Annotated in this window: 17 protein-coding genes and 2 pseudogenes; 11 read left to right on the top strand and 8 right to left on the bottom strand. The window is 57.3% G+C overall.

Translation table 11 applies throughout. The annotated features are described in order from the left end of the window. Positions 1–11 precede the first annotated feature (11 nt). The 6 genes from BA177_RS17080 to BA177_RS17055 form a co-directional block, all read right to left on the bottom strand. Positions 12–1,511, bottom strand: a complete 1,500-nt coding sequence (locus BA177_RS17080; RefSeq protein ID WP_068618228.1) for a C-type lectin-like domain-containing protein — start codon at positions 1,509–1,511, stop codon at positions 12–14. Positions 1,512–1,800: 289 nt separating this feature from the next. Next, positions 1,801–5,430 carry a tetratricopeptide repeat protein gene (locus tag BA177_RS17075; protein WP_197493216.1) on the bottom strand — a complete coding sequence of 1,210 codons (3,630 nt, stop codon included), beginning with the start codon at positions 5,428–5,430 and terminating at the stop codon, positions 1,801–1,803. A gap of 92 nt (positions 5,431–5,522) precedes the next feature. Beyond that, a complete protein-coding gene (locus tag BA177_RS17070) occupies positions 5,523–6,023 on the bottom strand; it encodes a GreA/GreB family elongation factor (protein WP_068618224.1) in 501 nt (166 codons plus the stop codon). 32 nt (positions 6,024–6,055) lie between these two features. Further along, entirely contained in the window at positions 6,056–8,095 is a 2,040-nt protein-coding gene (locus tag BA177_RS17065; protein ID WP_068618222.1) for an NADPH-dependent 2,4-dienoyl-CoA reductase, read from the bottom strand. A gap of 178 nt (positions 8,096–8,273) precedes the next feature. Next, complete coding sequence (locus tag BA177_RS17060) at positions 8,274–9,161, bottom strand: recombination-associated protein RdgC (RefSeq protein ID WP_068618220.1); 888 nt, start codon at positions 9,159–9,161, stop codon at positions 8,274–8,276. A 106-nt stretch (positions 9,162–9,267) separates the two neighbouring features. Then, positions 9,268–9,606, bottom strand: coding sequence for an LEA type 2 family protein (locus tag BA177_RS17055; RefSeq protein WP_197493215.1), 339 nt, complete (start codon positions 9,604–9,606; stop codon positions 9,268–9,270). A gap of 353 nt (positions 9,607–9,959) precedes the next feature. On the opposite strand from BA177_RS17055, the gene BA177_RS17050 reads away from it, so the two are divergent. Together BA177_RS17050 and BA177_RS17045 are read left to right on the top strand one after the other, a co-directional pair. Further along, entirely contained in the window at positions 9,960–10,676 is a 717-nt protein-coding gene (locus BA177_RS17050; RefSeq protein ID WP_156762889.1) for a DUF6498-containing protein, read from the top strand. Further along, positions 10,673–11,386, top strand: coding sequence for a hypothetical protein (locus BA177_RS17045; protein WP_156762888.1), 714 nt, complete (start codon positions 10,673–10,675; stop codon positions 11,384–11,386). Before BA177_RS17050 ends, BA177_RS17045 begins: the two co-directional genes overlap by 4 nt. 19 nt (positions 11,387–11,405) lie before the next feature. On the opposite strand, the pseudogene BA177_RS18450 reads toward BA177_RS17045, so the two are convergent. Next, a pseudogene (locus BA177_RS18450) lies at positions 11,406–11,597 on the bottom strand (ABC transporter); the annotation flags it as partial. Positions 11,598–12,621: 1,024 nt separating this feature from the next. Here BA177_RS18450 and BA177_RS17040 point away from each other — a divergent pair. Together BA177_RS17040 and BA177_RS17035 are read left to right on the top strand one after the other, a co-directional pair. Next, positions 12,622–16,443 carry an RHS repeat domain-containing protein gene (locus BA177_RS17040; RefSeq protein WP_197493213.1) on the top strand — a complete coding sequence of 1,274 codons (3,822 nt, stop codon included), beginning with the start codon at positions 12,622–12,624 and terminating at the stop codon, positions 16,441–16,443. Positions 16,444–16,451: 8 nt separating this feature from the next. Continuing rightward, positions 16,452–16,757, top strand: a complete 306-nt coding sequence (locus tag BA177_RS17035) for a DUF6968 family protein (protein ID WP_068618211.1) — start codon at positions 16,452–16,454, stop codon at positions 16,755–16,757. 82 nt (positions 16,758–16,839) lie between these two features. Here BA177_RS17035 and BA177_RS17030 read toward each other — a convergent pair whose 3' ends face one another. Next, entirely contained in the window at positions 16,840–17,220 is a 381-nt protein-coding gene (locus tag BA177_RS17030; protein ID WP_197493212.1) for a helix-turn-helix domain-containing protein, read from the bottom strand. 115 nt (positions 17,221–17,335) lie between these two features. On the opposite strand from BA177_RS17030, the gene BA177_RS17025 reads away from it, so the two are divergent. The 7 genes and pseudogenes from BA177_RS17025 (at position 17,336) to BA177_RS17000 (ending at position 24,397) form a co-directional block, all read left to right on the top strand. Next, positions 17,336–20,263 (top strand): CHC2 zinc finger domain-containing protein, encoded by a 2,928-nt coding sequence (locus BA177_RS17025; RefSeq protein ID WP_068618207.1) that lies wholly within the window; start codon positions 17,336–17,338, stop codon positions 20,261–20,263. A gap of 153 nt (positions 20,264–20,416) precedes the next feature. Further along, a complete protein-coding gene (gene xerC, locus BA177_RS17020; protein WP_068618205.1) occupies positions 20,417–21,397 on the top strand; it encodes a site-specific tyrosine recombinase XerC in 981 nt (326 codons plus the stop codon). 402 nt (positions 21,398–21,799) lie between these two features. Beyond that, positions 21,800–21,940: pseudogene (locus tag BA177_RS19205) on the top strand (RHS repeat-associated core domain-containing protein); the annotation flags it as partial. 422 nt (positions 21,941–22,362) lie between these two features. Then, positions 22,363–22,866, top strand: coding sequence for a hypothetical protein (locus BA177_RS17010; protein WP_068618201.1), 504 nt, complete (start codon positions 22,363–22,365; stop codon positions 22,864–22,866). Between the two features lie 69 nt (positions 22,867–22,935). After that, complete coding sequence (locus BA177_RS18445; protein WP_156762887.1) at positions 22,936–23,202, top strand: RHS repeat-associated core domain-containing protein; 267 nt, start codon at positions 22,936–22,938, stop codon at positions 23,200–23,202. Then, entirely contained in the window at positions 23,199–24,164 is a 966-nt protein-coding gene (locus tag BA177_RS17005) for an RHS repeat-associated core domain-containing protein (protein WP_068618198.1), read from the top strand. Before BA177_RS18445 ends, BA177_RS17005 begins: the two co-directional genes overlap by 4 nt. Before the next feature lie 11 nt (positions 24,165–24,175). Beyond that, on the top strand, positions 24,176–24,397 hold the full coding sequence (locus tag BA177_RS17000; RefSeq protein WP_068618196.1) for a hypothetical protein: 222 nt from the start codon (positions 24,176–24,178) through the stop codon (positions 24,395–24,397). Positions 24,398–24,411: the final 14 nt, after the last annotated feature.

The raw sequence follows: 24,411 nt of genomic DNA, 5'->3' as shown, positions 1-24,411 counted from the left end.
GGCGACCAGCTTCAAGGTGAGAAAGGAAGGATCTTGTCGGTGTACATGAACTGGATATTGTCCGAACGCATCAGGTGATCGCCGTTGTAGTTCTCACCTGGCACAGCGTCGTAGCTGATGACATCCGCAATGGCTTCAAACAGATTCATGATGCCAAGTGCCGCTTTGAAGTAGTTGCGGTCGTGCAGGCGCACAGCCGTCTTTACCAGGAATCGCAGGGTGAAGTGTTCAAAACGACTGAGCGCGACCTGCGAGTTTTGTACTGACTGTTCAAGTACCTCAAGTTTGAAGCGCGTCAGCGCAATGAATTTCTCATTGTTACCGGCGGCATTCTCACCCAAGCCGTAGCCATCGCCGAAGTCGATGTGCATGCCTATCACGTAGTACGAACTGCCTTTCACGCGGCCACGCGAACTGCCGCAGCTGTTGGTCAGCTCGGTCAGCGCGCCCGGGAAGCCGAATGCCGGACCAATATCGCCTTCCAGCATTCGGTCGGGGTTCGTGCTTTGCCAGGAAACGACATCGCGGTGCTGAGGGTCGAGATCAACCGGCGGAACCACGCCTTTTGGCCCGGTGCATTCATAGAGATTATTCGGCAGCAGGGCGAGAACCTCGTTTTCAACGAAGATGGTCCCATTCTGAACTTCGATGTCCGTTGAATCGATGGCCACTACGCGGAAGCCCGGTGAGCCACACAGGTAGCTCGGAATGATCAGGTCGTTCTGCAAGGTGTCAACGCCGGCAACATTGTCGCTGGTAAATAAGGTGAGGACTTCCTGATCACAGCCATCACCGTTGAACCGGGGGTCCATGAAATCATAATTGACGACGCCAAGACTTGCGTCAGGGCCGCCGGCTACGGGAGGGTAGGTCAGTGTTTGCCCTGTGGCGCCACCCGGTCCGGTCGCCGTTGGACAACCCGTGCCACCAACGCAGCCGGTAACGGGGACCACAGTGTCAAACTCGATGACGTAGCCACCAATCAAGGACAGCGCCTGCTCATCATTCCAGCCGAATTCGCCGTTAAGTCCTACGCCAAGATACATCTCGCTGCCCAGGTCATTGGGTTCATTGGGTTGCCAGTTGGAATAGGAAGGCAGTGGCACCTGCGGCGTTGATATGGACCCTTCGCTGTTGTTCCAGATCCAGCCGCAACCGAGCGACAAGGTCGGTGATGCGAGTTGTGCGGCTGTGCAGAGGTTCTTGTCCTGACGGCCGCCGACCCAGGCTTCTTTGCTGCCCAAGGCCGCTGCCCGTAGTTGTTCGATGAACTGATCTTCGGCGGCGGATGTAATGGTCGCCAGGCGGCCCGTTACGCCCATGAATTCGCTGTTCATGGCGGCCGCGTTTGCTGAATTCCAGTCGATAGCGTTGGCTTTGATAACTTTGTAGTGGTGGCCCTCAAAGGGCTCGGCATCAGTGATAATCACGACCCCGGATGCCTGTACCGCGAACGGCAGCATTGCGACAATCAGTGCTGATAACAGGTGTGTTCTGGATAAAGTGTTCATAAAGCTTCCCCGCGAACATTGCGTCGCATCAGGCGATGCGGACGGAATCCGACCGTTTACAAAAGAAGCTGTAGCGGCTGATTCGTTGAAGGTCCAAACGGCGGGCTGCTGTTGAATTGTATTTTTACGCAGCGACCGCTTTGTTTTTTATGCTTTAGTACCAGCCCAAGATACGCCTGATTCAGGCCGGCAGCAATCGACGCCCTGTTTTCAGGTCCGGATTATGTAAATGGTTCCGGATGTGCAGTTATTGCCGGGTGGGCGGTGTTTGACCGCCGTTGCGCAACCTCTACTGGTATTTCTTGGCCTGCTCCTTCTGCCCCGTTTGCATGTAATGGCCCGCGAGCCAGCGCGTCGCATTGCGGACGAAGAAGGGCAGCGCACCGGAGTCGGCACCCAGAATGGCAACGGCCTGCAGGAGCATGGGCTCGGCCTCGTTGTTTCTGCCGAGTCCCGACAGGGCTGCGCCTTCCGCGCTGGCAGCCGCGGCCGTTCGCCAGTGCTCCGGGCCCAGTGCATCAATACAGTTCCTGTGTGCCTCGACGGCAAGTTCATAGGCTTCGGCAAAACGCCCGGTTTCAATGTACAGGCTGGCGAGCAGGGAGAGACTCGCGGCCACGTCCGGATGATCAGTGCCGAGTGAGCGGGTGCGCAATTCAATGGTCTCCAGCAGCAGCGGCTCTGCAGCGTCGTACTCCCGGTCCTCAATCATCCACATGGCGAGGTTGCTCATGCCGCGCGCAACCGAAGGATGCTCGGGACTGAGGGAGCGGCGGTACACGTCCAGTGATTCGCGCGACAGTTCGATGGCGGTGTCGAGGTCGCCGGTTTCGTACGCGAGAAACGCAAGGTTATTCAGCGTTCCGGCTACGTCGGGATGGTCATTGCCAAGCAATTCGCGCTGCATCGTCAGTGCTTCCCGGTAGCGTGTCTCCGCCTCCGCGTACTCCTTACGATCGTGCAGCGAAAAGGCGAGGTTGTTGAGCCCCATCGCGATCTCGGGATGCGAATTGCCGAGCAGTGTGCGTTTCATCGCCAATGCTTCGCGCATCAGTTCTTCGGACTCGCGGTACTCGCCGGCTTCGCCCAGCAGGAATCCGAGATTGTTGATCGCTTCAGCCAGGTCCGGATGCGGGCCGTCATGCAACTCCCGGCGTAATGCCAGTGCTTCCCGCATCAGTGGAATGGATTCCTCGTAATTTCCCTGGTCGTAGAGATTGAGTGCAAGTCCCTCGAGACCCTCGGCCATCTCCGGACTCTTTTCACGGTGCAGGCGACTGCGAATGTCCAGTGACTCGCGAATCAATGGTTCCGCTTCAGCAAAATTTCCGCGTCGTCCGAGCAGGTCAGCGAGCTGGTATACCGAGTGCGCCGTATCGGCATTCTCGTTGCCCAGCAGTTCGCGGCGTATTTCCAGCGCTTCGCGGTACAGCTTTTCCGCTGCAGGGTACTCGGCTTTCAGCTTCAGGACCTGCCCGAGTCGGTCCAGTGACCGCGCGACCTCCACGTGTTGGTTACCGAATACTTCCCGGCGCAGCTCCAGCGCTGTTTGCAGCAAGCCAGCGGCCTGTTCATACAGGCCGAGACTCGTGTAGACGGCACCCATCGTTTCCATCAGAGTGGCCTGCACGACCGGTTGCCCGGCCAGTTCCTCGCGAATGCGAACGGCACCCTTGTCCATTATTTCGCGGGCGGTGATGGAGTTGCCCAGTGATTCGCTGGGGTCTGATACCTCGAACAAACCGACCATGAAATCCGTCGTCTGCAGCGCCGTTTCGGCATCGACTTCGGCGCGCAACCGTGCCGCGTTCGCAAGATCGCGTTGCTGGTTGGCGAGATACGCGGACGAGGCGGCCAGCACCCCGAGAATGGCGATACCGGTGACAACCCCGGCTTTGAGTCGCTGGAATCGTTTTGCCTTGGCTATTGATGCATGAATGTAGCTGGCTTCGTTCTCCGGCAGCTCGTAATCCTGTTCAAGCAGCGATTCGGCTTCCACCAGCGGCTTGCCGGCGGGCAACAGCAAATCCGATGCGCGGTCTTCGGCGTTCCAGCGATCTGCCGCCGTACTGATGCGTCCGCGGATGCGGAGGTTTTCCCGGTTCTGTGCGACCCAGTCATGCACTCTTGGCCAGTGCCAGAGCAGAGCCTCGTGAGCGACCGTGACCACGGCGCTGCCGTCGTCCGCAAGCTCGGTAACAAACAGCCGGTTCTTGACGAATGCTTCGACGAGCTCGCGGCTCTTGCCCGAGGTTGCCTGCGACCATGGCGCGCGCTTCCGCCCAATGGATTCGTGGCCGTTGTGCTCGATGCTGACCAGCGCATTCAGTACTTTTGGCAGCTCCGCTTCAACGTCATCCGGCAGGTCCTTGAACACGGTTTCCGCCCGTTGCGCGAGCGAACCTTCGACCCCGCCGAGTTCGCGATAGGCACTGAGTGTCAGCAGGCCGTCTTCGGTACGGCGCTGGTACAGTTCTTCCAGTGTGAATTGCAGTAGTGGCAATACTTCCGGGTGGTCGGCGGCGGCATCGCGGAGATTGTCATCAAGACGCTCACTGCTGGTCGGGTCTTCCTCGAAACGCAGGCCGGCGGCGCGGGTGGGGAGGCGGATCATCTGGCCGATTTCACTAGCCGTGGGTGGCATGAGATCGTACTGGCCGTCGCCTTCTTTCAATGCCCCCAGTTTTGGCAGGTTGGCGAGCCGCGGATAGAAGTCACTGCGCAGTGTGCACAGCACCCAGACTCGGCCGCAGCGTGCCAGTGCGTCGAGTACATCGACGAATGCCTTGCGGTCTTTTGGCAGGATTTCATCCTGCGTGTACATCTCCTCCATCTGATCGATGACCAGCGCCAGGCGGGCGTTATTCGCGCCCTCGTTCATGGCTTCCTCGCGTTGCAAGGCATTGCGGATCATCGAGGTCGCCGCTTTTGGGGAATCACGCAGTATCTTGGCGAGTTCTGCGGTAGCGTCACCGTCGTCAGCCAACGTCGGCAGGGCGTGTTCCCGCAATAGCGCTTTCGCCAAACCCGTGAACAGGTCGCCGCGAACGTCTGTCGGGCGAAAGACCGCGCGACGCCACAAACCAACGCCTTCGATAACGCCGGGTTTGGTCAACATGGGCAGTACGCCGGCGCGCACGACGGACGACTTGCCGCCGCCGCTCATGCCCAGGATCAGGATGAACGAACGGCGATCCGCTGCCTGGTTCCGCAGGCCCTGAAGGATGTCGGAAACGGCTTTTGTCCGGCCAAAGAAGACCGGCGCGTGTTCAAACTCGAATGCTTCGAGGCCCCGAAACGGCGAGCCTTTGCGCCATACCGCACGCGCTTCCGAGGTTGACGACATGCTCTTTGGCAAATGTCGCTCAATGAGCCTGTGGAGGTGATTCTCCAGCAGTTCCTCGAAGTCACTGGGCGATTCGAACTGGTGAAAGGCCGCGGTTAGCGTGCCTTCATCCCGGTCGTGAAACCATTTTTCGATGAAGACGTCGAGCTTCTTCTTCTGCCCGAGTCGTTCCATCAGTTCGGCTTCGTCATCCAGCCGAACCGAGGGGGGTGCCGTTTTACGATAGACCAGCAGGTCCGGTTTACCGTTTTCACGGAAGCCTGCCATCGCTTCTTCGAATTCGTACTCGGTACCTGATTCGTACCGGCTGCCGTCGGCGCGGACAAACTGTTTGGGCAGCTTGGTGCCAAGGCGTGACCAGAGTATGGCAATCACGACGTCGGTGTCGGAGGGCTTCGCGATCTGGTGCTGGAAGGTAGAGGTGGCAACGAGCGGCTGGTGCTCCCAAAGCACCGGCTCAAGTACTACCTTGCCGATGTACTCGCTCTGAAGTCGTTCGATGACCCGATTCGCGATGGCCCGCTCTTCGAATACATCCCCCGGCGACGAGATAAAGAATTGTAGTGTTTTCACTGACATGCCTTGTATGTCGCGGGTTTATAGTAGTGCAACGTCCGGTCAAAAGATATCAGGCGCAGTGACCGTGGCGACTACCTTGTGCGTCTTTAAAAACGCTGGGTGTAACGAATTGATTCGATCGTATAGGTCGTACTCTTGTCCGTTGTACTGATCTGCACGTCATCGCCAACGCGTTTGCCGCGCAGGCTTTTTGCAAGCGCCGAGTCGATGCTGATGTCGTGCGAACCCGGGTCTGCTTCGTCGGCACCGACCAGCCGATAGGTAAACAACTCGCCCGCATCGTTGCGTACCTGCACCGTTGCACCGAAGTAAACGGCGTCCGAATTAGCGAGCTCACGAACAACGTTTAATACCGGCAAGCGCTTTTGCAGATACCGAATACGGTAGTCCAGCCCACCCAGTTCCTTCTTGCGATAAATATACTCCGCGTTCTCCGAGCGGTCGCCTTCGGCCGCGGCGGCGGCCAGCGCGGCAACAACGTCACGGCGTCGCAGCCAGAGTGCTTTCAGTTCTGCCTGCAAAGCATCGAACCCGGCAGGCGTGATGTAAGGCGATGATTGCGGTGCGGGTGGACGCCAGCGACCCATGGTGAATCTCCCTGTTTGTCCGAGTTGCTGGTTTAGAGTGTTGCTGCCAGCCGGCTACCCTGATCGATCGCGCGCTTCGCATCCAGTTCCGTGGCGACGTCGGCGCCGCCGATCACGTGGACGGTTACGCCAGCCGCTTCCAGCGGTTCCTGCAGTTCACGCAATGGCAACTGACCAGCGCACAGCACAATGTTGTCCACCGCAAGCCACTCGGGATCCTTGCGTTCCTTGCCGTAACTGATCAGCAGCCCGTCATCGCCTATGCGTTCATAGTTGATGTTGCCGATCATGCGCACGTTGTTCATCTTCAGGGTTGCACGGTGTATCCAGCCGGTCGTTTTGCCCAGCTTCGCCCCGTGTTTGCCGGGTTTGCGCTGCAGCAGGGTGATGTCGCGTAATGGCGGTTCCGGCTGTGCCCGCTTGCGCTCTATACCGCCGCGCGCTTCAGCGGGATCAACCACGCCCCATTCCTCCAGCCATTCGTCAAGGTTCAATGTCGGCGAATGACCATCGTGTAACAAAAATTCAGCGACGTCGAAGCCGATACCGCCTGCGCCAATAATGGCTACGCGTTTGCCGACGGGTTTGCGGTGCCGGAGCACGTCTATGTAGCTCAATACTGTCGGATGATCCTGACCTTCAATGTTCGGGTCGCGAGGCACGACACCGGTCGCAATGATGACCTCGTCGTATTCTCCGTTGGCCAGTTGCTCAGCTGTGACCCGGGTATTGGTATTGGTTCGGACGCCTTGCGTTTCAATCTGGCGTTTGAAGTAGCCGAGCATCTCGTGAAACTCTTCTTTGCCCGGAATGACTTTGGCCATGTTCAGTTGACCGCCGATCTCCGCTGCTGCCTCAAACAGATCGACATTGTGGCCGCGTTCGGCCAGCACCAGCGCCGCGGAGATTCCGGCCGGACCGGAACCGACCACTGCAAATTTTCGCGGTGCCGCGGTCTTCACGTAGTTCAGTTCCGTCTCGTGGCAAGCCCGCGGATTGACGAGGCAGCTGCTGGTCTTGTTCGCGAAGGTGTGATCGAGACAGGCCTGGTTGCAGGCAATGCAGACATTGATTTCATCGGCGCGGCCTTGCCGTGCCTTGCTCACAAACTCGGGGTCGGCCAGTAGCGGTCGGGCGAGTGAGACCATGTCGGCGGAACCGTCAGCCAACACCTGTTCTGCGACTGAAGGCAGGTTGATGCGGTTCGAGGTGACGAGCGGAACCGACACTTCAGACTTCATCTTGCGGGTAACCCAGGTAAACGCAGCGCGTGGTACCGAGGTCGCGATTGTCGGTACGCGTGCCTCGTGCCAGCCTATGCCGGTATTGATGATCGTGGCACCCGCCTGCTCGATGGCTTTTGCGAGCGTGACCGTTTCCTCCCAGGAGTTGCCGTCAGGGATCAGGTCAATCATGGACAGGCGGTAAACGATAATGAAATCACTGCCCACCGCTTCGCGGGTGCGGCTAACGATTTCGACCGGCAGGCGCATGCGCTGTGAAAAGTCACCGCCCCATTTGTCGGTCCGCTGGTTCGTGTGCGTGACAAGGAACTCGTTAATGAAGTAGCCTTCGGAGCCCATGATTTCCACGCCGTCGTAACCCGCTTCACGGGCGCGAACCGCACAGCGCACGAACGCCTGAATCTGTTTTTCCACGCCGGCGGTTGACAGTTCACGTGGCGTGAACGGAGTAATTGGCGAACGAATGCGCGAAGGTGCTACGGGCAGAGGGTGATAGGCGTAGCGGCCGGCGTGCAGAATCTGCATGGCGATTTTGCCGCCTTCCGCATGCACCGCATCCGTGACCTGTTTGTGTTTGGCCGCTTCGCGGGCGGTGCTCAACTTGCCGGCGAACGGCTTGACCCAACCGGCACGGTTCGGCGCATAGCCACCTGTAATTATCAGACCAACACCACCGCGCGCGCGTTCCGCGAAATAGGCGGCCAGCTTGTCATGCTGATTGCCATCCTCGAGGCCGGTGTGCATCGAGCCCATGAGCACGCGGTTACTGAGTGTGGTGAACCCCAGATCAAGAGGTGCCAGAAGGTGCGGGTAGCGTGTCTCGGTCATGCCTGTCCCTGGATGATGGGCCTGCGGACAGTGTACCGAATTAAGCTCGCGCAGGACCGGGACGTTGGCGCGTGGTTGCGGCAAGGTCAGAGAGGCGGCTGCTGGATGTGGCGGGCGACGTCACCTGGCTGCCTGCAGGCAGGGTCGGCTGCGGTTGGTCAAGGCCGGTCGAAGTCGCTCAGGCGTAACCGCCGAGCAGTTTTTGCAAGTCGCCGAGCAGCATGCGCAATGTGCCGGTCGTTAACGCAAACTCGGCGTCTTGCCGTGCCAGTGGGTCATTGTCGATATCGCTGTCGTCATCCATGCCGAGGAACTTCAGCTTGCGGATGACGCCGTTCTCATCCAGTACGAAGGACATGACGTTGTCGTAGATGATGGCGACGTGAGTCAGGCTCATGCCGTTCGCCACGTGCGTGCGTATGGTTTTTTCGTCGAGGTCGAAATCGGTCCAGCGCACGATGGAACCCGCGTCAACGGCATCCTGCATACGGCATTCGCGACCGAGTACGAATTGCTTCGGTGCACCGCCAAGGAAAACGCTGGTCAGTAACTCGCTGACCGGTTTGTTGAACTGCAGCGGCCGAATGCTCAGATCACCGAAGGCCGCGCTCAGCCGCCGCAGAAAGCGCTCCGCGACCGATTCCTGGGCCGTGTCTATGCCGATTATCTTTTCCTTGATATCGATGTAGCCCCAGATACGATCCGACTTCAGCATGGCTTTGGGCAGCAGTTCATCACGGGCTTCGGCTTTCATGCGCCGCTTTTCGCGCGGACTGGGCGCTTCCTGCATGCGTCGCTGGAAATCTTCGATACGTACTTCCAGTTCTTCCTTGATCGCCGAATGGGGAAGTATGCGTGACTGACTGCGGAGCCTGATCAGATCCGCGCCGTTCAGGCGCCGGGACAATGACTGATTGCTGTCGCCGTCCACCGTGACCCAGCCGGAGCTGCGTTCTGTCAGCGGACCGCAGGGCTCGAAGCCAGCAGACTCGAGGTTTTCGGACAGTTCTTCCTCGCTCTCAGGCCAGGTACTTTCCAGTCGATAGTAGCGAACGTTTCTGAACATGATGCAGTACGCAACGGGCGGCAGGGCGGCGCAGTATCCTTATTCCGGCGGCTAAAGTCACCATTGAAATTGGGTCCGGCAATGTGCTGGGCTGGCGTCGACCGGCTCAGTTGGTGCCGAAAGACTGCAGTGAAATCGCACCGCTGTCTTTGACTCTGATCGCTGGCCGCAGGGCACCGATATCGAGCTTGGCTTCGAACTCGTACGGCACGCTGTCCTTGGGTCCGTTCATCAAATCGCCAAGCAAGCGCATCCCGGCGAGCAGGTTCGCTGAGGCCGTGAGTTTGAATTCACCCTGACCGTAGGCTGCGATCACCGGCAAGTCGTTGCCGACGCCTTTGATCAGTTCGTAGCCGCCGAGACTGACGCCGTAAGTAACACCGCGCAAATTCAAGGCGACGGCGTTGGGGTTGGTGACCTGCAGACCGATTTCAAAATTGGGCATTGCCCCTTGCGAGGGTAGTGCGCGAAAGGAACTGACGGTAACCGTCGGCGTTTCAAAGCCGGGCCGCAAGCCAGCGCACGCCTGCAGCATCAGGATGGCCAATAGCAGAAGGGCGCTACCTTGTCGGGTGGGTGTTGTTTTGCAGCCTGTGTTCAAGACGCTTCTCACGTGTGGGTGTATCGCGAAGGCTAGCACGGAGTTGCGAGTGCCGTTGCGCGGCGCCCCGCTCCGGTGCCTATTGGCAAGCTCTGTGTCCTGATTGAGCCGGATTTGTGCTCGTGAGAATCGGGCTGCTCTGGCTGTTTCGTGACTTAGTCACTCCCCCCGCCGGTCAGAGCCCTTAGAGTGGCTTGATGCATGACGCTGACACTCCCTTGCAGGAACGGCTCTCAGCTTTGCCCACGATCGGCAAGCTTGGGGTGAGCGCGTTCAGCCTTCTGCTGGCCAATGCCGGTTTGTTACTGATCGCTATCAGCTACAACCTGTCGCTCTATCAGCTTGTGCTCATCTACTGGTGGGAGGGCTTCTGGATCGGGCTGTTCAGCGCTTTGAAGCTGATCGTAGCGTCGCTGATTGGTGAGCCGTACCAAAACCGCTGGGTCAGTGTGTCCCGGGGCAGTCGAATACTGGTATCCATCATCTTGCTCGTCAAAATGGGCACGTTCTATTTCGGCCTGTTGGGTGCCGTTGGGCTCGGCATCCTGCTGGCAGCGGATCGACTGAAGGTTGCCAATCCAGTGGATGAGCCTGTCAACCAGGTCGGGCTGATTTTCGTCTCTTCGTTGTTGTTCCTGATCAGTCATGGTTTGTCGTTCGTTATTAATTTTCTGCTGCGCGGCGAGTTCAGGAGCGCGCGAGCGAGCGATCTGATTCTGATGCCGTTCAAACGTTGTATCGCGCTCTACGCTGTTATTGCATTGGCCTACGTTGTGGTGTTCGCTGTGCCGCCGCTCGCGACGACCACGGGCTTCGCCGCTTTGGTGGTTGTTGCGAAAGTGTCGTGGGATTATTTCCTGCACGTGCGAGAAAGGCGCGAGTTCACGGCGCGGGCAGCGGTAAACACACCATGAATCGAGCCGCCAATATCACGCTCTCGATCCAGGTCGTACTCGCTCTCCTGTGGGTCGTACCCGCTTCTATGACAGACAAGAGCGCCGGGTTCGGTGTACTCGCGTTGTTGTTCTACTACGTTATCGCCGCGGCGTTGCCCATGTTGTTTGCACTATGGCTCCTGTGGCGGCATCCGCCGCAGCGTCGCAAGGCCGCCGTAATTCTGTTGTTGCCGCTACTGGCTGTGTTCTTGCCGAGCGTGATACAGGGCATCGTTGGTGGCCCGGTGGCGCCCGCCCACGTTGCCGGCCTCATGGTTCTATTGGCTATCGGTGTAGCGCTTGCGTCGATCGTGGCGCCACGCCGGATAGCAACGACATTGCCAGCCTTCCTGTTTCGTAGCCGCACCGTTAATGGCTTCATTGTGGCGGGACTGGTGTTCGCGTGGGTGCTTCTCGCAATCGGCATTCTCTGGGTGCTGAGCGATGCGCCCAGTGGCGGGTATCGGCGCGATACCGGTACGGGTCTCGCCTATGCATTGATCCTGCTGATGATGTACGTACTGTCGGTAGCAGCGGCGTCATTATCCGCCGTAGTGTGGGCCAGCCTCGGCCTGCGCAGCGATATAGATGGCGCTTGTCGCAAGCTCTTTGTGACTCAGTGGCTGGTTGCCGCGCCAGGAATTCTGGCAGGCCTCGCTGCGTGTGCTTTCTGGTTGGTGCAGCGCTGACGGAGACGTCGTGCCGTGCTCAGGCTGTTTGCCCGGTCTGCACTGCCCACAAAGCCGCGTAGATGCCGTTCTTCTCAATCAGTTCCGAATGCTCCCCGCTCTCCGCGATGCGGCCTTTGTCCATCACGTAGATGCAGTCGGCGCGAACGATGGTGGAGAGTCGGTGGGTGATGACAATGGTTGTGCGGGAAGGGGATATCCGTTGCAGTGATTCAGTCGATGTACACATCGGTTAACGACCAGTGACAGCACGTTGGCCGAGCACCAGACCATCGAAAATCGTCTCCACGATAGTGGCTAACGGCCCTACCACAATTGACGTATAAGAAGATTATTGACTACATTCACGGCATTCGCCTATGTTTTCCCGGATCTGTCTCTGAAGAACTGGTATTCACACTATTGGATTGGATCCTTCCTGGGGGGCGCACATGTCAATTCTACGTCTCAGTTTTGCAGCTCGGTGCCTGTTAGTTATTGCTTCGTTTGTCGGTGTGTTTCAGGCAGCGCCAGCAACGAGCCAGACTCTGCAGAAGTTTTGGACTTACCAGACTGACCATACAGGCTCAACTCAGTTTGATACCTTGCAGCAAGCTGAAACTGCGATGCGGGCATCTTCCGATTCAGCGGCCTTCCTTGCCTACACTGGCGAGGATGAGGTCGATGCGATAAACGTCAGGCGATTATACGAGGCGATTCCGAAAATCACTGAGCCAGACGTCGGTGAACCGTGGACTTACCGAGCTTGTGACTACGATCTGGGTCATCACGAGTGCGGTCCGGACACGCTGCCTGGGCCCTTTTACTCCGCCGAGGACGCGCTCGATGCACTCTTTCATCATGGATATTATGCGTGCGGAATACTCTCCGGCCCTTCGCCGGTAACTGACTGGTGGTACGGGGGTGGTGGCTCCAATCCACCTACCGGTACTCCTGCTGCGCCGTTTCAGGAGCGTCAGGTCAGGGAGTATACTTTTGATACAAAACGCGACAGCGCCGCGCCTGGATATGATTGTCTCGGCAGTGAAACTCGAGCCGCATTTGTGTACCGGACTCAGGACCTGGTCTGTCCAGATGGATACCAAGAAACCGGGCCGGACGCGAACGGACAGACAAGCTGCGTGAACGATGAGACCGGCCAAATTTGGACGCCTAACAAAAGCTATTCGCACAGCAATAAAGTATGCATTGGAAATCCGTGCAACCCGGCGACCGGCGCGAAAATTGAAACCGTCGTGGACTACACCGCTCCAGGCATCCAGTTTACCCGGACATTCACTTCGACAATGGTGCCCTGGGCGCAGTCTGCACAACATATTCGTCGGCTCCCCCCGTTCTGGACGCACAGCTACGTTCGCGTTCTGCGGCTTGATCCATCGTCGGACCTGCCGACCGAGCTGTTTCGAGGCGATGGGAGCTCCGTTCCTCTCTTTGCGCTTGCCGGCCATACCGACGTCTATATGGCCTCCGACGGCTCAGGCATGCAGGCCCGGCCGGGCGCGCTGGCCGATGAGTGGGACGTCTTTCTGGCCGACGGAAGTATCGAACACTACGACGCGGTAGTTTGCTCGGCTGGCCAGAATACCGAGCCCAGACCGCGGCTCGGCTATATCGAAGACGCCAGTGGCAATCGGACGCAGCTAGACTATCCGGATAACTGTGCGGATCACCCGGACTTCATCACGGGTCCGTTTGGACATACCGTTGCAATCACGTACGCACCTTTCGATCCATTTTCGCCAACCTACGTCGAAAAGATCACTGACTCGGCTGGACACGATATCGTGTACGGCTATTCCAATGGAAACACCGGAAAGCTGGAGTCGGTTACCTACCAGGACGGCAAAACTGTTCAGTATCACTACGAGGACGTGCGCGCTAGTAACGTCATGTTGCTGACTGGTGTTACCGATGAAGAAGGACGCCGGTTCAGCGAGTTTGGTTACGATTTCGCCGGTCGAGCCACGTCAACGGAGCATGACGGTGGGGACTTTGGGTACTCTCTGACCTACGATCCGAACATGGGAAGCACTACCGTAACCCGAGTACATGACGCTGATGGAAACCAGTTCGACTATTCGTTGTCGGGGAAAGGCGCTGGTCCTTCTCGAGTAAAGTCGGCCAATTCGCCGTACGGTGCCAAAGTTTTCACATACGAAGGATCTAAGCAGTATCGCCTGACAAAAATCCGAGACGAAGTACAGGTTCAGACCTATTTCTATTACGATGATTTCCACAAAATTTCGACACTTGAGTCGGTGGTAGCAACGGCCACTCGACGAGAAACCACGTACGACTACCTGAACGACACCAGCAACTTCCGAACGAAGACCACACGACCCAGTGTGTGCGATGACGGTACGCCACGTTTTGCTGAGGAGATTGTCACGTATATACCCGGCACTCAGCTTGTTGCGTCAATGACAAACGCAGGCTTCCGCATGAACAGCGGCGTGTGTGGCCCTGTTCAGCAGACTACAACGTACGGGGGGTATAACAGTTACGGGCAAGCAACCACAATTGACGGTCCGCGCACTGATGTCACTGACCTGTATACGCTGGAGTATTACGAATGTACGGTTGGCGGGGAGTGCGGCCAATTGAAGAGCGTGACGAATCCACTTGGCCACGTTACATTTTTTGATGACTATGACAGCCACGGTCGCCTTCTGCAGAGTTCAGACCCGAATGGTCACGTAATGAACTACGCGTACGATCTTCGTGGCCGGTTGTTGTCCGTTACAGAGGCGCCGCTGGTTGGCGCGCAACGGGTTTCTTCGTTTACTTATGAGGCCGGTTCGCTGCTGAAAACGGCCACACTTTCCGACGGCCGGGTACTTACCTATACGTACAATGCGGCGCACCGATTGACTGCCGTTGAGGATAACCTGGGCAATCGAATTGAGTACGGCTACGACATTCGCGGCAATCGCAACTCCGATGACGTCCTGGATCCTTCATTGCAATTGACTCGCGCGGTGGATCGCACGTTCGACGCGCGAAACGCTGTCGAAACAATCAACGCAGGGGGCTTTACATCCACTTTGACGTACAACTCTGACGGCACCCTCAAAGAGGAGCGGGATGCCGACCTGGTCCTGACCAAGTACACCTACGACCAGCTAAAGCGGCTAACCCGCATTCAGGACGCGATCAACGGCTACACGGACTTCACCTACGACAAAGCCGACAATCTTTTGACGGTTAAAAACTCCCTTTACGACACGACAACCTATGTCTACGACGATCTTGGCAATCAGCTGAGCGAATCGAGCCCGGACCGTGGCCTGACCACCTATGACCACGATGCGGCCGGAAATGTCGTCTCTGCCGTAGATGCCAGAGGCAAAGTTACAACGTATCAATACGATGCGTTGAATCGTCTGACGACAGCAACGTTTGATAATCTTTCGACGATTTCCTATGTCTACGATCAGAATGCGAACGGCATTGGCCGCCTTAGCGGCGTGACGGATGCTACCGGTTCGGTATCGTGGCTATACGATCCGTTTGGTGCAGTAACCCAAAAGCAGCAGGTCATAAGTGGCGTGACCTTTACCACCAGTCACGACTATGACGCGGCTGGTCTACTTCAGTCCACGACCCTGCCATCCGGCAAAGTGTTGTCGTACGGTTATACCGGGCACCAGGTTACGAGTATCTCTGCGAATGGTCAGGTTGTGCTGTCAGGAGTAACGTACGATCCGTTCGGGCCGCCCACTGGCTGGACCTGGAACGATCTGACGGTCAGCACCCGTGATTTTGATCTGCGCGGTTTGCAGACCTCACATACGCTGGCGTCCGATACACGGACCTTGTTGTATGACGCGGTGGGCCAGGTGACGGACATTGACGACAGCCGTCACGATATGGCGTTCGACTATGATGTTCTTGGGCGTCTGACGAACTTCACCTCGACACCAATCCCGGGCGGGGCCGTATTGCCGGCTTCGCAGGTCTACAGCTACGACAAGAACGCGAACCGTTTGTCCTTGAATGAAGCCGGCGTGATCAGCAACCAGACCTATGCCTCGACCAGCAACCGCCTGCTCAGCCGGAGCGGTCCGGCTCCGCGCACGTATTCCTACGATGCAGCGGGGAACATCATTGGCGATGGCGTGCATACTTACAGCTACGACGATCGTGGCCGATTGACGGGCGTGGATATGGGACTCGCGACCTACCAGCACAACGGCCTCGGGCAACGCGTCCGGAAGGACACCGGATCGGTGACGCTGTTCGTCTATGACGATGCAGGGCAGTTGATTGGCGAGTACGATGCGTTCGGTAATCCGTTGCAAGAGACGGTGTGGTTCGAAGGCGCGCCGGTGGCGCTGCTGACGGGCAGCGATGTGTACTACGTACACACCGATCATCTCGGAACACCGCGGGCCATCACGGATGCGGGCACTGTTATCTGGCGCTGGGAGTCGGAGCCGTTCGGTACCGCACCGGCGGATGAAGATCCGGACGGTGATCTGGTTAACTTCACGTTTAACGGGCGGTTTCCGGGGCAGTATTTTGATGCGGAGACGGGGCTGCATTACAACTACTTCAGAACCTATGATCCTTCGACTGGGCGGTACCTGGAGAGTGACCCCATAGGCCTCGGCGGCGGGTTGAATACATACGGCTACGTGAATCAGAATCCGTTGCGGTATACAGACCCAACCGGAGAGGCGATTCCGGTCGTGGTAGCTGCATGTGCATCGAATCCGGCGTGTGCTGCTCTGGCTATTGCCACGGGTATCGCGTTGGTCGATTTCGGCATGGATGTTGCGGACATCATTCGTAACCGGCCGAGGGCGCAAACACCACCAATGCCGCCGATATCGCTTCCATTTCCGATTTCCATTCCTGGCACGATGCCGATGGAAGGCGAACAATGTGACGATGATGAAGATAAGTGCGAGAAACAAGCGCTGGCAGATGAGCGGATGTGCCGAATGATGACTATGCCTGGTACGGGTGCGCGAGCTAGATGTTGGGCGAGCGTTCAGGACAGAAACGGGGCTTGCAGAGCTGGCCGACCGCTGCCTCCACTGGTCTTTTGGTAGGCACCGAAATGAAGATTACTGAGATATCTAAACCCATTGCTACAAGAAAGCTAAGTGTTGGCAGCGAAGCTGTTGTGGTGACTATCGGTAAGCCGGAGTTGTTCGAGGACGGCAACGATTACTACTGCCCGTACGCAATCGACTTTCTTGGGAAGAAGAAGATGAGCTATGCCGGTGGGGCAGATGCTGTTCAAGCAATACAGCTCGCGATGCAGAAAATCGGCGTTGATCTTGCGTACCTCAAGACGCCGTCGAATGAGCGGGTTACTTGGATGAGTGACAGTCCTGGCGAGACGGGCTTCCCTGCGGAGTAGGCACGCAGATCGCGCGCATGCTGCCTCGCAACTGATCTGGGGTGCGTTGTAATCAACTCTGCCTGCTAATGCATCTCCTTTTTTAGTCGCTCTGTTGCAGCACGGTATCGAGCATCTCGATAACGAAACGTTGCTTGGTCCTTGGCAACTGCTGAATCTGCTCGATCTGTCGCTGTAGCTTGGGCGCGGGTCCGCGCTTGTTCCTTATTGTCGGCGTGCCGACGAGCGTCTCGACTGACACAGCAAGTTCCTTCGCGAGAGCCGGTAGCATCGCCACGGCGATCCGCAGTCGGCCGACCTCGTAGTGGGCCAACGTCTGTTGTGAAACGCCGAGCCGTTCGGCGAGCTGTACCTGGGTGAGGTCCTGCGCCTTGCGTAACTCGGCAACGCGTTGACCGAGTGCTTGATAAAAACGTTTGTCCTGGGGCGTCACGGCGGTAATCCAATGTGATGATGACGCCATGAGCATATCCCCGGTTCCTTAAAGTCGAGTTAACATTACTCTATAACAGAGTACTCTGCAACAGAGTTATTTTTACTCGAAACCCCTTGACAGGTTTTTACGAAAGGAGCGATTTATGGCCCGTATCCCCGATGATCAACTGGATCGTCTGAAGGCCGAGGTCGCAGTGGAGCGTCTGGCGACCAGTATGGGGGTGACGCTGAAACGTCACGGTGCCGATCTTCTGGGTCTGTGTCCGTTCCACGACGATCGCGAGCCGTCGCTGGTCATCAGTCCGAAAACGAATCTGTGGCACTGCCTGGGTGTCTGCCAAAGCGGCGGCTCGGTGATCGACTGGGTGATGCAAGCGGAGGGGGTATCGTTCCGGCACGCCGCCGAACTGCTCCTGGCCGACTATCAACCTTTAGCTGCCGACAAGCGAACCACGGCACACTCGACGGTGAAGAAGCTGCCCACGGCCCTGGAAACCGATGCCGGCGATGCCAAGCTGCTTGTGCAGGTGATCGACTACTACCACGAGACCCTAAAGCAATCACCGGAGGCGCTCGCGTATCTGGAGAAACGTGGCACCGCGAACAGTGAGGCGATCGATCGCTTCAAGCTTGGCTTTGCGAATCGCACGCTCGGCTATCGCTTGCCGATGAAGAACCGCAAAGACGGTGCGGCCCTTCGTGGCCAGTTGCAACGTATCGGCGTGTTGCGAACGTCGGGGCACGAGCACTTTAATGGCTCGATCGTGATGCCGGTGATCGATGACGGCGGCAATGTGACGGAAGTCTACGGCCGCAAGATCAACGACAACCTGCGCAAGGGTACGCCGATGCATCTGTATCTGCCGGGTGCGCATGCCGGTGTGTGGAATGCGGCAGCGTTGCAAGCCAGCCCCGAAATCATCGTGTGCGAATCTCTGATCGATGCGTTGACGTTCTGGTGCGCAGGCTTTAGAAACGTGACCGCGAGTTACGGCATCGAGGGCTTCACGGCTGATCACCTGGCCGCGTTCAAAGCCAATGGGACACAACGTGTCCTGATCGCGTATGACCGCGATCAAGCCGGGGAAGCCGCTGCCGAGAAATTATCGAAACGGCTGCTCACCGAAGGCATCGACTGTTACCGCATCCACTTCCCGAAAGGTATGGATGCAAACGCTTACGCGTGCCAGGTACAACCGGCGACGAAATCCCTGGGCGTGGTGATCCGTTCGGCAATCTGGCTTGGCAACGGCAAAGCAAAACCGATCACGACCGAAGCAATCACCAGTGACAGATGCACCGGTGAGGCCGGTGACGATCCCATACCTCCCTTAGTCGCTGAACTGGAATCGGTGCTCGACGACACCGACGACGAGTCGATCGAGGAACCGGAGCCCGAGCCGGAAGTTAATGTGCCTGCTGCTGTTGTGCCGGCGGCACCGCAGCCGTCTGTGGAAGCAGAGGTGTCAGATACCGATATCGTCATCAACCTAGGTGATCGCCGCTACCGCATCCGGGGGCTTGAGAAGAACCTGAGCTTCGACGTGATGAAGATCAATCTGTTGGTCTCTGGCCACTCACTCGGCGAGCCGGCCGTGCACGTCGACACACTGGACTTGTATCAGTCACGACCGAGGGCTGCGTTCGTCAAACAAGCCGCTGTCGAACTGGGTGTGACCGAGACGGTCATCAAGGCCGACCTGGGTAAGTTGTTACTGAAATGCGAGGCGCTGCAAGAAGAACGCATCCGCGCGTTGCAATCGCCGGAAACCAAAACAGTCGCATTATCCGAACCGGAGACGGCCGCTGCACTCGATCTTCTGAAATCACCGGAGCTTCTGGATCGCATCGCGGCGGACCTGACGCGCTGCGGCCTGGTCGGTGAGGATGCGAACAAACAGATCGTCTACCTGGCCGCTCTGTCTCGTAAACTCGATGCACCGTTGGCGGTGACCATCCAGTCAACGTCGGCGGCCGGCAAGTCGGCGTTGATGGATGCTGTACTTGCGTTCGTACCGGCCGAGGATCGCCCACAGTACTCCGCGATGACCGGTCAATCGCTGTATTACATGGGCGAGACCGATCTTAAGCACAAGGTGTTGGCACTGGCCGAAGAAGAAGGTGCAAGCAGCGCGTCTTATGCGTTGAAGCTGTTGCAGTCCGAAGGTGAACTCACCATCGCTTCGACCGGCAAGGACGCGGTGACGGGGAAACTGGAAACGCACCAGTATCACGTCGAAGGGCCGGTGATGCTGATGCTCACCACCACCGCGATCGATCTCGATGAAGAGCTCTTGAATCGCTGCATCGTGCTGAGTGTCGATGAAGGCCGGCAACAAACCGAGGCGATCCACGAAAGCCAGCGGCAACGCCGGACCCTTGCGGGTCTCTTGGCGAAAGTGGACCGTGATGCCATCCGGTCATTGCATCAGAATGCCGAACGACTGATCCAATCGCTCGCCGTTGTGAACCCTTATGCGAAGCACTTAACGTCCGTTGCTGATCGCACGCGCACACGGCGTGATCACGATAAGTACTTAACGCTGATCGATGCGATCGCGTTGTTGCATCAACATCAACGATCGATCAAGAGCATCGAGCACGGCGATGAACTGATCCGCTACGTTGAAGTGCCACTCGATGACATCGCGGCTGCGAATCGACTCGCACACGAGGTGCTCGGTCGCACGCTCGATGAACTGCCGCCGCAAACTCGCAAGCTGTTACAGCTCGTCGTCACATGGGTCGCTGAGCGATGTATCGTACTTGCGATGAACCGTGCCGACTTCCGCTTTAGCCGCCGGGAGGTACGTGAGGCGACCGGTTGGGGCAACACGCAACTCAAGGTGCATCTGCATCGCTTAGAAGAACTGGAATATCTGCTGGTCCATCGTGGTGGCCGTGGCCAGTCGTTCGTCTACGAACTCTTATACGACGGCGACGCCGAACAACCTGCACCGCACTTAAGCGGCTTGATCGATGTGGCCGAACTGAAACGCACTTATGACGACAACCGGTCGGGGCCGCAACCCAACCGGTCGGCCCCAAGTCGGTGCGGTGTCGGGTGGTAGCCGGCAACATCAGAACGGTACGCAGCCCAACAACCACAACGGTCACGATGCTGAAGAATGTGACGATGCGCCGGAACGCACTGTTCCGGCAAGTCCGTCAGAATCGTCGTATCGTACTAACGCACCGTCGCTGGTCGCGAAGTTAGCAGAAGGGTGAAGCGCAAACGGCGCAAACTGAAACCGACGCCGGAGGCGTACCCGATCGCGCACCACGGCATCACGCCGTACTTAAATCGCTTTATCGAGGCCTCGGCCGTAAACGGCCTGAGTAAGACCACGGTGCAAATCCGCCGACGCATGCTGAGCCGCTTCATTATGTGGTGCGACGAGCGTGATCTGGATCGACCGCAGGACATCACGCGGCCAATCCTGGAACGTTACCGCCGCTATCTGTATCACTACCGTAAAGTCGATGGGCAACCGTTGTCGTTCGCGACGCAACAGCAACGCCTGGTGCCGATCAAGATGTTCTTTAAGTGGTTAACCAAAGAGAACTACATCCTCTACAACCCGGCCTCGGAACTGGAACTGCCCAAGGTGCATCGGCGGCTGCCGAAGCAACTGTTATCAGCGGCCGAGGTCGGGCGCATCCTGAATCAAACCTTGTTGCACGGTGAGCTGGGCACCCGTGATCGCGCGATCATCGAGACGCTGTACTCGACCGGCATCCGCTGCATGGAGCTTGCGAACTTGAAACTCTATGACGTTGACACGCGCAACGGCACGTTGATGGTCCGAGAGGGCAAAGGCAAAAAGGATCGCATGGTGCCGATCGGTCAACGCGCCGGCCAGTGGATCGAGCGCTACCGCGATGAAGTGCGTCACACCCTGGTTGTGGAACCCGATGCCGGTTACCTGTTCCTGCATGAGTACGGCGAGCCGTTCCACGGCAATCGCTTAACGGACCTCGTGAAGAAATACATCCAGGCCGCCGGCGTGAACAAGCCCGGTGCGTGTCACATCTTCCGTCACACCATGGCCACTCTCATGCTCGACAACGGTGCCGACATCCGCTTTATCCAGGCGATGCTTGGTCACAGCGACTTATCGACCACGCAAATCTACACGCAAGTGTCGATCGTGAAGCTCAAGGAAATCCACGCACTGACGCATCCCGCTGATCGCAAGCCATAACAGTCCCCCTGCGGGTAAGCACCCACCGAACATAATGTGCACGATATACGCAATAGCCGGTTGAGCACCGTCGTGCTGTGCACGTCGGTAACCGCCAACTGCGTACATCCCACACTATGTGTCAATGGCCGCTGCCACGAGCCTTGCGGCTCGCGGTTAAGGAGTGGCTGCGCCACCTGGGGCCAGTCGTCCCTGGCCCGTCTGTTAATGGCAGCTAAAGAAAGCCTGCGTGCATCGTGCAAGCCGACTACAATGCAACGCATGCCTCTGTTAGCTGAAAAGTCGCGTCTGGGTCAAAAAGTCGTTGTGCGGCGCACGCGTCGGCGCAGAAATAACCTAAGCCGCGGAGTGCGTTGGGAAAATCGAAAACGTAGTCGACGATCGTCGTACGGCCGAGTTCTTTACAACTACCACCGCACCTATGATCCTTCCACCGGTAGGTACTTGGAATCCGACCCCATCGGCCTCTACGGCGGGCCGAATACGTACGGTTACGTCGCCGGAAATCCGCTGTCATACGTTGATCCCTTTGGCCTGAACCCATGGGAAGAGGAATGGATGCTTGAACAACGGTTCGAGCGAGACATTAACACAAACTTCCTTGGCGAGCTTCTGGCGGAAGAGTTTACGCCGTACGGAACCGCGAAAGATGCTGCTGATTTTTGCGAAGATCCATCGTTTCTTAATGCCGCAGGATTTATTCCATTCGCAGGTGGGTTACTTAAGCGATTACCGCGTTATCAGCGCGGGGCTATCGGCGACCATCGCAAAAAGCCTGGTAGTCAAGGTGAACTCAAGGGAACAGATGCACTGCGGCGGGAAAATAGAATGGCTCGCGATGCAGCAAAACAGGCTGGTTTGAGCCGCGAGCAACAAAGAATTTTCCATGATGAAATCAGTGGACAGGGAATTGATGACTATCAGCAGTTATTGGAAATTGCTCGAGATATTAAGGCTGGTCGGTTGTGACGGTATTTGAATTTGCCAAACAACTTGTTGGCAAGGACTGTCGGTCGGTCATTTACGGTGCGGGAACTGGTTCCGTCGCTGCTCTGGGGTTTGGTGATCGACTAAGGCGCATCAAGCAATTGGGCAATCCGAATTTGAGCGAAGCCGACCGGAAATTTGCTTCTGAATTGGAGCTGACCGTTTATTGCTCGTGGCGACTGTCCCATAATGATCGCGTAGTCTGTAGTTGGCGTGACAACGAGGATCTACCCTCTCGTACAGGTTTAGGAGGACTAGTCGGAAGAGGCGTGGAGGCCGCTGAAGTGAGACCAGGGACGCACGACTTGGAAATAATTTTTGATCGAGGCTTTCGGTTCCAAGTCTTCTGCGACGTTACAAATAATCTCGATGTAGACGACAACTACTTGTTTGCAACTGCTGAAGAGATCGGCGCGATTAGCCTAAATTCTGAGCCTGCTCCTATTGAGAGAAGGGCAAAGGTGCTCAAACCCGTCGACTAGTCGAAGGCCAAATCGTGACGGTGCACGAGCCTTGAACGGTACCTGCTTACATCACGCGAGGCCGATACAATGCTGCGCATGCCGGAGTTAAGCGAAAAGTCGCGTCTGGGCTCAAAAGTGGCTGTGCGGCGCATGCGTCGGCGCAGAAATAACCTAAGCCGCGGACTGCGTTGGGAAAATCGAAAACGTAGTCGCCGATCGTCGTACGGCCGAGTTCTTTACAACTACTTCAGAACCTATGACCCAAGCACAGGAAGGTACCTAGAGAGCGACCCGATCGGTTTGGCTGCTGGGCCGAACACCTATTCCTATGTCTCAAAGATGCAGGGCAGTTGATTGGCGAGTACGATGCGTTCGGTAATCCGCTGCAGGAGACGGTGTGGTTCGAAGGCGCGCCGGTGGCGGTGTTGCAAGGCAGCGATGTGTACTACGTACACACCGATCATCTGGGAACACCGCGGGCCATCACGGATTCGGGCACTGTTATCTGGCGCTGGGAGTCGGATCCGTTCGGTACCGCACTGGCGGATGAAGATCCGGACGGTGATCTGGTTAACTTCACGTTTAACGGGCGGTTTCCGGGGCAGTATTTTGATGCGGAGACGGGGTTGCATTGCAACTACTTCAGGACTTATGACCCGTCCACCGGCAGATACCTGGAATCAGATCCAATCGGTCTAGGTGGTGGATTGAATACCTATGGTTACGTCGGGGGCAATCCTCTCAGTGGTGTAGATCCGTTCGGACTTTACGAAGGCGATGGACAGTTTCCTGGGCCTGATCCAGGTGCCGCAGCGGCAGCCATGGCGCGTGAAGCGGCGGCAGCGCAAAGGCAAGCACAGAGGGACTTCGAGCGGTACCAGGAACTGTGTCGATATGCAGGCGGTTCGAGCTGCGATCAGCCGGAGCAGGGGCCGTTCAATGAATCGTCGTCGTTCATAGGCGATGCGTGCGAAATACTTGGCGCGACGGTTGGGCTGTATACGGCTGGCCAGGGATTACCAATGTCCAGGTTATTGCCGCCTCGTACTTACGTTTCAGCATATCCGCCGAATCCAGCGCAAGTTCAGCATATCTTCCGAAATGCTCCCGGACATATTGCCGATACGGCAGCCAATAGGGCTCTGCTTCAACGTGTGGCAAGCAACCCCGGAAATCGAGTTGGCCACGATCGATTTGGAAACACTATTTGGTCTAGGTACCAATCAGATGGAAGTCAGGTCTGGGTGCAAACTCGTGGAGGAGTAATTCAGAACGGTGGAGTTAATGCTCCGCCGCCACTTCCTGGAACTTTGTAAGGATACGTTTAATGACAGAGATGACGAAAAACGAAGCATACCTGGCGATGTTCGCCTTTCTAGAGCATTGGTACAGCATGACGCAATCTGACGACGTTGGCGCATTACTAGGAGGCATGTCGTTGTTGCCGGATGGCAAGACATATGACCCTGCGATTTTACAGGACTGGGTCGATGCGGTTGAGAAAGTGAAATCCGGTGAGGTAGATGCTCGGCAGGTACTAAGAAAGTGATGCGCGAACGCTGG

The organism is Woeseia oceani (assembly GCF_001677435.1).
GTDB lineage: Bacteria > Pseudomonadota > Gammaproteobacteria > Steroidobacterales > Woeseiaceae > Woeseia > Woeseia oceani.
The sequence above is the reverse complement of the archived record's forward strand: the minus strand, read 5'-3'. Positions and strand labels throughout refer to the sequence as shown.